The organism is Methanobrevibacter sp., assembly GCF_045646205.1.
Taxonomy (GTDB): domain Archaea; phylum Methanobacteriota; class Methanobacteria; order Methanobacteriales; family Methanobacteriaceae; genus Methanocatella.
The window spans coordinates 17,302-31,397 of the sequence record NZ_JAZRKF010000067.1 but is presented as its reverse complement, the minus strand read 5'-3'; the positions used below and the strand labels follow the sequence as shown (position 1 = coordinate 31,397).

The window sequence follows — 14,096 nt, the reverse complement described above, 5'->3', positions numbered from 1 at the left end:
ATGAAAGTATTGTTATTGAACGGAAGCCCTCATAAAAACGGATGCACATACACAGCATTATCCGAAGTGGCTAAAGTATTGAATGAAAGCGATATAGAAACTGAAATATTCTGGATTGGAACAAAACCGATAATAAGCTGCAATGCATGTTTGAAATGTGCAGAAAAAGGTGAATGTACCTTTGACAATGATAAAGTTAATGAGTTCGTTAAAAAGGCTGAAGAAGCTGACGGTTTCATATTCGGGTCCCCGGTTCATTATGCAGCAGCAACCGGTGGAATAACCTCATTTTTGGGAAGGGCATTCTACTCCAATAGCCACGGAAACGGTGCTAAAGCCTTTGCATTCAAACCTGGTGCAAGTGTAGTTTCTGCAAGAAGAGGCGGAAACACTGCAACCTATGATCAGTTAAACAAATTCATGGGAATCAGTCAAATGCCTATAATCACATCATATTACTGGAATATGGTTCACGGAAACACCCCAGAAGAAGTGATGCAGGATGAAGAAGGCATCTCAACAATGAGACAGCTTGCAAGAAACATGGCATACTTTTTAAAATGTATTGAAGCCGGACGTGAAAAAGGTTTGGAACATGAAGTTGAGCCTAAAGCAAGAACTAACTTCATAAGATAGAGATGAACATATTTAAAACTCCGGAAGGTTATTTATTTTCAAATAAGGCTTTGTTCTATCTGTTTATACCATTGCTCATAGAACAAGCTTTAGAATTTTTTGTTGGACTTGCAGATTCCATAATGGTTGCATCACTGGGTGAGGCAGCTATCAGTGGTGTTTCTCTGGTCGATTTTTTAATGCAGCTACTTATTTTTTCTTTTTCAGCCCTTGCAACAGGGGGAGCAGTAATAGCAGGCCAGTATCTTGGAGACAATAATGTTGAAAGAGCCCGTGACGCATCAAATCAATTGGTGTGGTTTTCAGGAATCTCTTCAACTATTTTCATGATAATAGTGCTATTTGCCAGATATTTCTTGATTGGTATTCTCTTTGGCCAGATTGAAGCGGACGTATGGATGAATGCTGATGTTTACCTATTGATTGTTGCATTTTCAATCCCTTTCATTGCAATCTATAATTCGGGAGCAGCTATTTTTAGAACAACCAACGATGCCTATTTGCCGATGAGAATCATGGTAGTCTGTGATATTTTAAATGTGGTCGGCAATGCATTCTGCATTTACTATCTGGGATGGGGAGTGGAAGGAGTAGCTATTCCAACAGTCATTTCAAGGTTTTTATCCGCAGCAGTAATTCTATATTTCGTTTTGGATGAGGATTATATGCTCCATATTAAAAGAACGATAAAACATAAATTTGATTTAGTAATATTGAAAAATGTATTAAATGTAGGAATTCCATATGGAATTGAAAATGGCCTCTTTCAATTGGGCCGTATTCTGGTATTGAGTCTTGTTTCAACATTCGGAACGATGGCAATAGCTGCAAATTCAGTTGGATATGCAATAGGAATATTTTCAGTATTGCCTGGTTTTGCAATTAACTTAGGTATAACTGCCGTTATTTCAAGATGTGTTGGAGCTAATGACTATGAACAGGCAAGGTATTACAATAAGAAGTGCATTATAATAGTGTTCATATCACATGTAATAATAAATATTGCAATTTTTGCATTGCTGCCGTTCATATTGGATATCTATCAGCTATCAGCACAGACCGCCGCAATGACAACTGAAATGGTTGTATGGCATGGTATTTTTGCAATCATAATATGGCCGATAGCTTTCACGCTTCCTTCAACGTTCAGGGGAGCTGGAGACTCAAAATCAGTAATGTATATAAGTCTTGCAGTAATGTTTACATGCAGAATTGCACTATCCTATGTTATCGCCGACTGGCTGGGTGTAGGAGTATTCGGAACATGGATAGCGATGTTTGTTGACTGGTATGTAAGGGCAGGAATATATGTGTACAGGTACTTTTCAGGTAAATGGACAGAGTATAGAGCAGTTTAAGGTGGTAAAATGTTTGGTAAGAATAATAATGATTTAATGAATTTGAACTTTGAAACTTTGCTTTCAAATCAATTGGCGCTAAGCGAAAACCAGAAGCTGATATTGAACAATCAGGTAGCGCTTGATAAAAAATTGGACATGATTAATAAGAAATTGGATAAGTTACTTAAAAGTGATTGAAATGGTTCTTTTTAGAGGAGACATCAAATGCAAAAGTCTGCAGAGAAGAACATCAATAAGCGTAATTTTACCTGCAGACAACATTCATTTTTTAAACGACACTGAAGAGATTGTAGAAAAGCCGTATAAAACTCTCTATTTGCTACATGGCCTTTACGGCAGTGATGATATCTTTCTTGCAAACACCTCAATTCAGAAATTTGCAGAAGATAATGGAATAGCTATTGTAATTCCATGCGGAGAAAACAGTTTCTATCTTGATGATACTGCTTCACACAGGTTATTCAGTGAGTATGTTGGCCAGGAATTGCTTGATATTACAAGGAGCATTTTCCCATTGTCCGATAAAAGGGAAGACACTTTCATTGCAGGCTTTTCAATGGGAGGTTACGGAGCCATTAGAAACGGACTTAAATACTCAGATAACTTTTCAAAAATAGGAATGATTTCAGCAGCCTTGATAACAGATGACATTGCAGATTATGGAGATAACCATAACGTACTGTACTCAAGACAGTTCTACGAATCAATATTCGGTAATCTCGATGAAGTTCAAGGCTCCGATAAGGATCCAAAATACCTGATTGATAATTGTGATGATATACCTGAAATTTACATGGCATGTGGCCTTGATGACTTTCTTTTTGAAAAAAATGCAGATTTTTACAGGTTTTTAAAATCAAAAGACATTGACGCTACTTTTGTCGGTGCTGAAGGTGAGCATACCTGGGAATTCTGTGATGAGTTCATAAAAGAATTCATTAAAAGATTGTAAAATTATATTATAAAATTTTAAGTAGTATTTTTTATATATTATTTTTTATATTGGGTGAAATTATGATTTCAAGAAAATATTTAACTATAACATTATTAATTATTTTCTTATTTTGTTTAAATGCGGTTAACGCATCTGATATTAATGAAACATCATCTGATGATAATTTTTTGTATCAGGATGGCATTTTATATGATGTAATTAATGATGAGATTTTGTATGAGCAACCGACAAGCGATAAAACAATTAACAAGTCCGAATGGGAATGCTGTTCTTTTGTTATTCAGGAAGCGGATGAAACAGTCTATGGATTCAGACAAGATTCTCCACTTAACGGACATGGGTATGAAGTTAATTCCCAAAACTGGAACGGATTAAACATTCTTAAACAGGAAATTGACACTCAATCAACTTACTTTTTCCATTGTATAATTACAGAAAATGGTTGGGTTATCGGTCAGGGAGGAAGTCAGTACGATTCCAGCAGCAGATCCATTGAACAGATTGCAGGTCAGATTGTTGTAAACAATGATATTTCTCCGGATTACCTTAAACGCATTAAAAATATTCTTGCACCTTATGGTTACGGACACTTTTTCATAAAAGCTCCTGACGGACGTTACGGCATTTCCTTTTATAATACTTATCTGACTGGAACATTACAGATTGGCCAGTATATGGTCATTCCAAATGAAATAAGGTATCACATAAAAGGAAACTATAAGGATTATTCTTTAAATCCTGTTGATGCGCTTATTATGGTTTGTTCTTATGATGATTCCGGTATAAACAGAAGAAACCTTATGACTTATGACTATAAAGTACATGATACAGTTAACGGACAGTATTATGGGGTTGATGTCTATGCAACAAATGACAACGGGCGTAATGTTGGTTTGAACACTGCCAAGATTGTTACTCATTTCTATTACAAAGGACAATATTATCCTCCGTCCGTTATACCTCAAAATCCTGGAAAACTGTATGTTGGAACACATATATTTGAAAATCGCCCTACAGGAAAAGTAATTAACTTTTTAAGAGGTGATCAGTCTGTACTGGTCAACAGCGAAATAACTGTAGAATACAGAATTCAACATATAACTTCAGCACAAACCGTTGTTTTTAATTTGGGTAATGATGTTGATTTTGTTGGTGTTGTTTCTAATTATGGAACTTATACTTATAACTCTCAGGAACATGCTATATATTGGCAAATTCCAGGTGTTTTTGACGGTAAACATATTATTATTACGCTCAAACCGAAAAAGGTGGGATATTACAACATTCATTGTCATATTCCAGGAATATCTGAAGTTAATAATTTTGCATATTATGCAACAGACTATGGTGTCAGACTATATGCAGACAACGTTGAAAAGTACATGGGTGGACCTCAGAGATTATACATTTATTTGAAAGATAAATATGACTCTTCTCTTGTTGGTGAAAAGGTTGCAGTAACTGTTAACGGCCAGACCTATTATCCTATCGTTAAAGATACGGGGTATGCTTCATTGGCAATTAATTTGGGCCCTGGTGAATATAATGTTAATGTAAAATACGACGGCAAATTCGATAATGCCAAATGTGATGCAAAAGTCTTGGTAAAAACAACACTTTCAGCTCAAGATATTGTAAAATATTATAAAAACGATACTCAATTCTATGCATCATTTTTGGACAAGAATGGAAACACTTTAAAGAATTCAAATGTTCAATTCAATATTAATGGTGTATTTTACACACGTACGACTGATAAAAACGGTGTGGCCAAGTTAAACATTAATTTAAATCCTGGCAAATATATCATAACTTCCATAAACTTGGATACTGGTGAAATGATGGCCAATTCCATTTTGGTTAAATCAGTTCTTGTTGAAAATAATGATCTTGTAAAATATTACAGAAACGATTCCCAATACACTGTAAAGGTACTTGATGGTCAGGGAAATCCTTTAAAAGGTGCAAAAGTAGATTTTAATATTAATGGAGTATTCTATACAAGAACTACCAATGAAAGTGGTATTGCAAAACTAAATATTAATCTATATCCTGATGTTTACATAATAACGGCTACTTACAACGGTCAAAGCGTTTCCAATAAGATTAAGGTATTGACCAGACTAGTATCCAGTGATTTGTCCATGGAATATAAGGACGGAAGTAAATTCAAAGTGACTGTCCTTGATGGTCAGGGTAAAATTTCATCAGGTGAAAACGTGACTTTCAATATTAATGGTGTATTTTACAATCGTACAACCGACAATAATGGTATGGCTGCATTAACTATTAATTTAATGCCTGGAAAATACATTATTACTTCATATTGGGAAAGTTATACAAAATTCAATTACATTACAGTAAATTAAAAAAATATTGGTAAGATGATTAAACTCATCTTACTTAAATTTTAGTCCGTCAACGGCTTTAATCAGTTCCTTGACATGCATATCCTTTGTGGATTGGTCTGCAAAGCTGTATTCCTCAAAGTAAAATGCAGGTATTCCATGTTCATTCAAAGGTATTGTAAGGAATGGTCCGCTTGTAGTTGATTGCGGTGAGTAATAAGTGATGTTTTCACATTTGCCGGCTACATCTGAAGCGTATTTTTCACCTGAACCTTCGTTTACCGGACTGAATACGAATGTCTTATAAGGGTATGCTCCTATATTTGAGTGCACATCAATAGCTGCCTTGTAGCTTCCGTTAACTATTTTTGGATAAACATATTTATATGCTAAATTCTGTCCGTTTTGTCTTCCCTTATCATCCTTATCTGAGTATCCTGATCCGTAATGGCCTACATCATCTGTTACATTGATTATGTAGATATCATAGGAATAATTGAGATTATTCGTTTCGGGAAGTATTTTAACCAAGGTTTCGTGGACTTCATGTTCAAGAGGATGCACTCCAACCACATAAGCTATTTTTTCACCGTTGGGATTTCCGACATTTCTTATGACTTCAACACTGCCTGGATCATCACTGTTATTCGCGATAACTTCTCTGATTGCATTTGCGTTATTTGCAGTTCCGATAGGGTTATTCTGTGAACCTTGATTTTGAACAAATAGTATGCCGCCAACTAAAATAAGCGCAATTATTATTAATATTAAAATATATTTTTTCATATTATCTCCAAAAAATAAATTGTAAGATAAATTAAATTATCTTACTAAAATTTCAATCCGTCTACTGCATAAAGGAGCTGTGTCATATGCATGTCCATACTGGATTGTGGTTCAAAACTGTATTCCTCATAATAGAATGCAGGAATGCCGTTCTGATTTAAAGGTATTGTCAAGTATGGTGCACTTGTTGTTGTACTTATTTGATAATAGTTAACGTTTGCACAATTGCTTGCAACAGTTCTTGCATATCTTTCTCCTGCTCCACCAGTGACCGGACTGAATACGAATGCAGGAACACCATATCCAACATTTGAGTGAACATCAACAGTTAGTTTATATCCTCCTTTCAAAATTTGAGGATATACATAATTATAAGCTAGATATTGTCCGTTTTGTCTTCCAGGGTTCTTGTCGTTGGATAGACCGTCTCCATAATAACCGATATCTTCAGTTACTTGAATTACGTAGACGTCATAGCAGTAATTTAGACCAGGAATTGTAGGAAGTATTTTCAATAATGTTTCATGTGTCCTGTGTTCTAATGGGTGAAGACCGACCACATATGCTATTTTTGGAGCATTAGGATTTCCAAGGTTTCTAATTACTGAAACAGTACCTTTTTCAACTAATAACTTATTGGAAATGATATTCTCCCCATATGATACAGTTATTGTATAATATCCTTTTGTAAGGAAGGATAATTGAAATGTAGCAATTCCCTCGGAATTTGTTGTTGCATAGAAAGTTTCACCGTTAATTGATCCAGTAAGTCTTTTTCCAACTTCAGGTTTTCCCACATCATTAACCAATTTCACTGGAAATGCTTTACCTTCAGTACAGGTATTAACGTCTCTAGCGATTAATTTAGGTAACACTTTAATGTTTGATAATACTTTTAAATGATTATCTAATCTTTCAACAGTTAAAATATAGTCTCCCGGCTGTAAGTTGATATTTAATTTTGCATTTCCTTCATTGTCAGTGGTACGTGTATAAAAGACTCCATTAATGTTTAATGTCAACTTGGAATTTTTTAATGGATTTCCCATATCATCCAAGACTTTTACATTTACCTGAGATGCGTTTTTAAAATATTTGACCAAATCATTACATAAAATTGTAGGCAGTACAGTAACTTTAGCAGACATTTTCAATCCTGTAGTGTCCTGTTCAGCAGTCAATATATATGTTCCAGGGTTTAGATTTATATTTAATTTTGCTGTTCCATTTTCATCTGTTGTACGTTTGTAATAAACTCCGTTGATATTGAGTGTCATTTTAGCATTGGCTGCAGGGTTACCTGCCTCATCCAATAGTGTGGCTTTGAATTGTGAAGCGTTTCTATAATATTTGACAAGATCGTTACATAATAATGTTGGTAGAACTCTGACATTGGATGCCATTTTCAATCCTGTATCCTCACGTCCGACAGTCAATGTGTATTTTCCGGGGTTTAGATTTATATTTAATTTTGCTGTTCCAGTTTTATCTGTTGTACGTTTGTAGTATACTCCGTTTATATTGATTAATACGTTCACTCCTGATTCAGGATTTCCAAGCCCATCCAATACTGTGGCTTTGAATTGTGAAGCGTTTTTGAAGTATTTGGTTAAATCAGAAGAAATGATGGTGCTTAATACAGTGATGTTATTTGTAACTGTAGTGTTATCATAACAATTTTTTGCTGTAATCTTGTAATCGCCAGGGTTTAAATTAATGTTTATCCTAGCTATTCCATCTTTCACTGTTCTTACATAAGTATTTCCATTAACTGAAAATTCCACATGTGTATTATTCAATTTAGTGTGATTTTCATCGAAAACTTGAACCTCGTATTGTGAATCGTTCTTATAATACTTTACAAGGTCATTACCGATTATTGTACTGTTGTCCATATTATTGTCTGTTGAATCGACAGGCAATATTGCATCATTTTCATCTATTTGATTTTCATCCAATTCATTTGCACTTACTGCCGCAAGTGATAAGATAAAAATGAACAACATGACTATAAGATATTTAGTTTTCAAAGGATTCACCCCCTGTTCTAGTTAATTAATATTTTAATTTTAACATGTTATAATTATTTTCTATTTAATTTTATATATTATGAAAAACTAAAATTATAATATTAATAATTAAAAATGGAGAGGATTTATCTGACAAAATATATCATTATTACTGGAGGAGTTGTAAGTTCCATAGGTAAAGGAATTACTTCAGCCTCTATGGGTAGGATTTTAAGATCATATGGTTTAAAAGTATCAGCTATTAAAATTGACCCTTATTTAAACTGGGATTCCGGAACACTTAATCCTTACCAACATGGTGAAGTTTTTGTAACTCATGATGGAATGGAAACCGATTTGGATTTAGGTCATTATGAAAGATTTTTAGACGTTGAACTTGACGGACTTGCAAATATTACAACAGGAAAAGTTTACGAATCTGTAATTGCTAAAGAAAGGGAAGGAGGATATCTTGGTGAATGTGTACAGGTTATTCCTCATATCACTAATCGTATTAAGGAAATGATTAGGGAAAACTCTGAAAGCTCAGATTATGATGTTGTTCTGGTTGAACTTGGAGGTACTGTTGGGGATATTGAAAGTCAGCCTTTCCTTGAAGCTTTAAGACAGCTCAGGAATGAGGAAGGCCGTGAAAACGTCATGTTTGTACACGTTACATTTATCCCATATCTAAATGCTGCCGGTGAATTCAAAACAAAACCAACCCAGCATTCCACAAAAGAATTAAGAAGTGTCGGTATAAATCCTGATGTGATTGTATGCAGATCACAGGTTCACATTGACGATGCACTTTTAGGTAAAGTTGCTCACTTCTGTGACGTGGATGTAAATGCTGTTGTAAACACTCCCGATGCAGGTACAATTTATGAAGTGCCTTTGGTTTTGGAAGATAAGAATATCGGTGAGTTAATCGTCAAGAGAATTGGTCTGGATATTGAAGCGGACTCTTCCAAATTGAATGAATGGAGAGAAATTGTTGACTCCTTAAGAATTAAAGATCCTAGCGTAACAATCGGTATTGTCGGAAAATATGTTGAACTTGAAGACGCTTATATAAGTATTAGAGAATCCCTCCAGCATGCAGCCGCAAGCATTGGCGTCAAGGCAAATATCGAATATTTAAGTTCCGATGTTGATGAGCTTGATAAAGAAATCTTAGACACTTTTGACGGTATCCTTATTCCTGGAGGATTCGGTGAAAGAGGATTTGAAGGAAAACTCGATGCTGTTGACTATGCTATTGAAAACAATGTTCCTCTCTTCGGTATCTGTTTGGGTATGCAGTCAATGGTGACTCAGTTTGCAAGACGCAACGGTTATCCTGATGCCAACAGTTCCGAATTTGATGATGATTTGGCTCATCCTGTCATTGACATGATGGAAGAGCAGAAAAAAATCAAGAACATGGGCGGAACCATGCGTTTAGGTTCCTATGACTGTAAGATTATTGAAGGAACTAAAACCCATGAAGCTTACGGTGAGATTGATATTGAAGAACGTCACAGACACCGTTATGAATTTAATAACGATTATAGGGATGACCTTCAGCAAAAAGGCCTTATCATTTCAGGTACCAGTCCGGATGATTTCCTTGTTGAAATTGTCGAGTTTCCTGACCACCCTTGGGCTATCGGCTGTCAATTCCATCCGGAATTCAAGTCAAGACCTAATAGGCCACATCCATTATTCAAATCATTTTTAGAAGCTATTTACGAGCATTCTAAAAATTAATTCTTTTTTTTACCTTTTCATACAGTATAACCTTCCCGTACAGTATAACCTTCTTTTTGAATATAACCGGTTCAATTTCTATATAATTAATATACTACTTTTTAAAAATTTTTAAGCATGATTTTAGATGATATTTTTTTAATTCAAATAATAATTACCATAATTTTTTGTGCCATATTTTGCTTTTTCGATATCCGCAGGGGATTTCTTCCAAATAAACTGAATTATCTATTTGTGGCTTTTGGCTTTTCGTCAAACCTGATTTTGACAATAATTACAGGTAATCTTAAATTCATTATCTTTTCGATTATTTCATACTCAATTACATATCTCATCACTTTAATGTTATGGCAATTGAACGTATGGGGTGGCGGTGATGTAAAACTATTTGCTTCAATCGCTTCAGTAATACCATTTGGAATAGATTCTTCATTTTTCAACATTTCTCCATTGCTGTCATTCTATCCCTTTTCATTTACGGTAATGGTAAACAGCATCCTTGTATCATTTCCCTTTCTCATGGCCTTGCTGATTTATCTCATAATGAAAAATGATGCATTTGATGAGGATATCGAAATATTCAAGGGATTTCTAAGCTATAAAGGCATAAAAATATTGATAGACTCCAGTTTCAACAAACACATTAACATAAAGGATTTGAAGGAGGGAATGATGATAAACAATTTCTATTTTGACAGTGAATATGTAAAGGAGCTTATTGAAAGCAACAAGAAAAGCAACCTGAAAGTCTTTGAAAGCGATGACGGAAAATCAAAGTACTACTTTAAGACGTTGACTGCCGGAGGAATAACTCTAAAGGATATGTATCTTCTCAAAATAATGAATGCCCAGCAGATAATCTCAAGCCAGATTTCCATAAAGCTTGGCTTTCCCTACGTTCCGGCAATATTGATTGGACTGATAATAGCCATATTCTATGGGGATTTGTCAATGCTTATATTAAAAAATATAATTTTCGTGATATAAATGATAAAAGAGGATAAAGGACAGGTTTCACTTGAATATCTGCTTATATTTGCAGTTTCAATAATTCTTCTGATTGCATTCACCCTGCCGCTGGCCCAATTCGGTATGGAAAAATCATTGGATGTATCCAACAGCATTAACGCGAAGGGTGAACTTTCAAAACTCTCAAATGCAATAAGCCAGGTTTACGGTGAAGGTCAGGGATCAAAGCAGACGGTTTATCTGAGTCTGGATAAAGCAATAAACATTAAAATAACCAATTCATATCTTTCAGCTTCATATAATATGAAGGACGGCAAAATCAAAGAGCTGAAACTCAATCATAATTCAAATCTCAAATCAGGAAGCCTGTTTCTTGATAAGGGTGAAAATAAAGTCGTTGTTGAATGGCCAATCGATAGTGGAGAGATGAACGTCTATAAGAAATATTAATCCAAACCTATTTAAATGGTAATTAGTTAAATAATTAATTATACTTATTTAAATGAGTGGATTAAATGGATGTTATAGTTACTATTATTTATATAATCTTGTTTATTATAATGATGGTATTCGTTTTTTCAATAGCTATGTTAAAGCCGTTCATGTCCAAAAAGGAAATGCTTTTAATACTGGGAGTCGGCTTTTTTATAGGTGCGCTGGGAGGAGCCTTTTTCCTCTCTCCAATATATTCAGACATGCCTGAAATCGCAACAGCTATTGAAAAGGTTATGCCGGGTAATGAAGAAACATTGTATCTTGACGTATCTTCAGCTACCGACATTAATAAACTGGAAAGTGATTTATCTAAAATTGAAGGTTTTAAAAGTTTGGAAGAAACTGGAGTTTCGATTCCTCTATGGTCGTTTACTGACAGGGAATTTAAGTTCTTTAATAGTACAGTGCCTAATATAGATTCACATTTCTCAAATTATACCGTTAACAAAACTTCAGGTGTTATCAATATTGCACTAAACAACTATTCTTCTTCCCAGGCTTTAAAGTCTTTTGCCGATTGGTACAGAGCTAATTTTGGCGGACCTATCAATTATGCGCAGGTTCACGTTAAAATAGTCATAGCCTCTTCAGCATATGATCAGGTCAAACAGACATTGCTTGAAAAGGGTATTGTGGCTTCAAGCGTTGAAGGTTCAGTTCAAAGCAGTATCGATAATTCCAATTCATCAATGATTTCCAATACTCACTTTGTATTGGCCTGCGGTGGTGTCGGTGTTATTGTCGCTGTTTTAGGTCTTTTCTTCGAATCATTCGTAGTCGGTAAAAGAAGATTCAACAGATTTTTACACACTAAAAAGAAGAGATAAATGAAGGTCGCAGTATTATTTTCCGGTGGTAAGGACAGCACTATGGCTGTTTACAATGCTTTAAAAAGCGGTGAGGATGTAAGATATTTGCTGGCTATGAAGTCTGCAAATGATGAGTCATACATGTTTCATGTCCCAAACATTCACCTCACCGATTTACTTGCAGAGGCAATGGATATTCCTATCATCAGCGTTGAAACCGATGGAATTAAGGAAGAGGAACTCAAAGATTTAAGACATGCCTTTGAAAATCTAAAAAATTTAGGCATCGAAGCCATATATACAGGCGCACTTTACTCAACCTATCAAAAGTCAAGGATTGAAAGACTGGCCGATGAGGTTGGAATAAAGGCGGTTTCACCATACTGGCACGTCGATGAACTTGAATATATGCGAGAAATAGTTTCACTCGGTTTTGAAGTGATAATCAGTGGTGTTGCAGCCTATGGCCTTGATGAAAAATGGCTTGGGCGCAGGATTGATGATGCATGCATTGATGAATTGCTGAAGATTAATGAAAAAGTTGGCCTTAATCTTGCTTTTGAGGGCGGAGAAGCAGAAACGCTAGTTTTGGACGGCCCTATTTTTAAAAAAAGAGTTAAAATAATAAAAGATAAAAGGCAATGGCATGTAGACAGCGGTTTATATATTATTGAAGATGCGATTTTGGAAGAAAAATGATTAAATATCATATTCTTCTATAAATTCTCTCACTTTTTTTTCATAGGATTCCATATCGCTTTCGTTTATAATCATTTTATCGGATAATGAAATTACAGAACCAATTCCAAAGCCCAGTTCGTTCCTGTCTCTTTGAGCAAAGACTTCATAGTCTGTGGTGTCATCCTCTCTTTGTCTTAGTTTAATTCTCTCAAAACGTATTTGCGGATTGGCAAATATTGAAAGAACAATGAAATCATCAAAATTCTCTTTAAAGAGATCCACTTCATAAGGGCTTCTGATACCGTCAATAATGATTGATGAATCAAATCCTTCCTCTATGAGTTTCTTTACTTTTTTTATGGTTAGTTCTGCAACAATATAATCGCCATGTTCTTTTCTAAGGTTTATTGCAGTTTCTTTTGTTGGTTCACCACGTTTTTTAGCTTCTTCACGTATTATGTCGCCCATAACTACTGTGATTGTGCCGTTTTCAGCAGCCAGTTCAGAGACTGTAGCTTTTCCTGAACCGGGCATTCCTGATATTCCCATTACTCTCATTTTACGTCCTCTTTTATTAATTTCAATGATTCATCTAAATTTGTTTTATTGTCAAAATCTTCAATAATCTCTTTTAACAGTTCTTTATCCTGCGTGAGTAAATCACCAGCTATTTTTGTCATAAATGGAATTGCACGTACAACATTATCTACAATAGAAACATCAGACATTTTGGATGTTCTTGAAAGAGGATTCAAATCAATGGTAATTATATTCTTTCCGCTTCTAGATAATATTTCGGCTCTATCTCCATCTTCGAGAGGTACCAGTATTGTATCGGCACTGTATATTCCGCTTTTGCTTGCAGATGCCCTAGGGTTTTTAATTTCGTTAATATACATTATTTCGTCATCCAAAGATCCGAGTATTTCCGGATAGCCATGACTTTTATATAATTCAGTAATCTTTTTTACCCTTTCATCGGTCCTGTAAAACAGGTTGATTTCAATTTTTGCTCCGATTACCTTTGCAAATTCTATGATTTCATCTATTGCAAGGGCAGTGGTGTTTCCGTTAACTGAAATCACTGGGTTTTTGGATAAAATCATCAGTGCCACAGTCACATACATTGCTCTTTTTGCAGGCAGTGTGGTCTTTTCGCCGAGAAGGTAGTCAAAGGCTTCACCTCTTCCATGGGCAATCATTGCAGAATCGGCCAGATAACCTTCTTTTGATGCTTTAACAATTTTATCTCTTAGTACTAATGATTCATATCTTGGATGAGCTTTTGATAACAT

At 35.0% G+C, this 14,096-nt stretch carries 14 protein-coding genes; 10 read left to right on the top strand and 4 right to left on the bottom strand.

Annotated elements, in window-relative coordinates:
- From ACKI44_RS12015 to ACKI44_RS11995, 5 genes are all read left to right on the top strand, one after another.
- On the top strand, positions 1 to 636 hold the full coding sequence (locus ACKI44_RS12015; RefSeq protein ID WP_407424722.1) for a flavodoxin family protein: 636 nt from the start codon (positions 1 to 3) through the stop codon (positions 634 to 636).
- A 2-nt stretch (positions 637 to 638) separates the two neighbouring features.
- Positions 639 to 1,994 carry an MATE family efflux transporter gene (locus tag ACKI44_RS12010; protein ID WP_407424720.1) on the top strand — a complete coding sequence of 452 codons (1,356 nt, stop codon included), beginning with the start codon at positions 639 to 641 and terminating at the stop codon, positions 1,992 to 1,994.
- Positions 1,995 to 2,003: 9 nt separating this feature from the next.
- Positions 2,004 to 2,174 carry a hypothetical protein gene (locus ACKI44_RS12005; RefSeq protein ID WP_407424718.1) on the top strand — a complete coding sequence of 57 codons (171 nt, stop codon included), beginning with the start codon at positions 2,004 to 2,006 and terminating at the stop codon, positions 2,172 to 2,174.
- 1 nt (position 2,175) lies between these two features.
- Positions 2,176 to 2,949 (top strand): alpha/beta hydrolase, encoded by a 774-nt coding sequence (locus tag ACKI44_RS12000; RefSeq protein WP_407424716.1) that lies wholly within the window; start codon positions 2,176 to 2,178, stop codon positions 2,947 to 2,949.
- Between the two features lie 62 nt (positions 2,950 to 3,011).
- A complete protein-coding gene (locus tag ACKI44_RS11995; protein ID WP_407424714.1) occupies positions 3,012 to 5,321 on the top strand; it encodes an Ig-like domain repeat protein in 2,310 nt (769 codons plus the stop codon).
- 30 nt (positions 5,322 to 5,351) lie between these two features.
- Here ACKI44_RS11995 and ACKI44_RS11990 read toward each other — a convergent pair whose 3' ends face one another.
- Complete coding sequence (locus tag ACKI44_RS11990) at positions 5,352 to 6,086, bottom strand: hypothetical protein (RefSeq protein ID WP_407424712.1); 735 nt, start codon at positions 6,084 to 6,086, stop codon at positions 5,352 to 5,354.
- Positions 6,087 to 6,130: 44 nt separating this feature from the next.
- Positions 6,131 to 8,116, bottom strand: coding sequence for a hypothetical protein (locus tag ACKI44_RS11985; RefSeq protein WP_407424710.1), 1,986 nt, complete (start codon positions 8,114 to 8,116; stop codon positions 6,131 to 6,133).
- A gap of 114 nt (positions 8,117 to 8,230) precedes the next feature.
- Here ACKI44_RS11985 and ACKI44_RS11980 point away from each other — a divergent pair, with 114 nt between their 5' ends.
- From ACKI44_RS11980 to ACKI44_RS11960, 5 genes are all read left to right on the top strand, one after another.
- Complete coding sequence (locus ACKI44_RS11980) at positions 8,231 to 9,847, top strand: CTP synthase (protein ID WP_407424708.1); 1,617 nt, start codon at positions 8,231 to 8,233, stop codon at positions 9,845 to 9,847.
- A 117-nt stretch (positions 9,848 to 9,964) separates the two neighbouring features.
- The gene (locus ACKI44_RS11975) at positions 9,965 to 10,834 is read left to right on the top strand and encodes an A24 family peptidase (protein ID WP_407424706.1); all 870 of its coding nucleotides are present in this window, start codon (positions 9,965 to 9,967) and stop codon (positions 10,832 to 10,834) included.
- Positions 10,835 to 11,266 carry a class III signal peptide-containing protein gene (locus ACKI44_RS11970; RefSeq protein ID WP_407424704.1) on the top strand — a complete coding sequence of 144 codons (432 nt, stop codon included), beginning with the start codon at positions 10,835 to 10,837 and terminating at the stop codon, positions 11,264 to 11,266.
- A gap of 65 nt (positions 11,267 to 11,331) precedes the next feature.
- Positions 11,332 to 12,138: a hypothetical protein gene (locus ACKI44_RS11965; RefSeq protein ID WP_407424702.1), complete on the top strand. Its 807-nt coding sequence runs from the start codon at positions 11,332 to 11,334 to the stop codon at positions 12,136 to 12,138.
- Positions 12,139 to 12,819: a diphthine--ammonia ligase gene (locus ACKI44_RS11960; RefSeq protein WP_407424700.1), complete on the top strand. Its 681-nt coding sequence runs from the start codon at positions 12,139 to 12,141 to the stop codon at positions 12,817 to 12,819.
- On the opposite strand, the gene ACKI44_RS11955 is transcribed toward ACKI44_RS11960, so the two are convergent.
- Positions 12,820 to 13,359: a nucleoside monophosphate kinase gene (locus ACKI44_RS11955; protein ID WP_303737665.1), complete on the bottom strand. Its 540-nt coding sequence runs from the start codon at positions 13,357 to 13,359 to the stop codon at positions 12,820 to 12,822. It lies immediately after the preceding gene.
- Complete coding sequence (locus tag ACKI44_RS11950; RefSeq protein ID WP_407424698.1) at positions 13,356 to 14,096, bottom strand: phosphopantothenate/pantothenate synthetase; 741 nt, start codon at positions 14,094 to 14,096, stop codon at positions 13,356 to 13,358. The genes ACKI44_RS11955 and ACKI44_RS11950 overlap by 4 nt, the downstream gene beginning before the upstream one ends.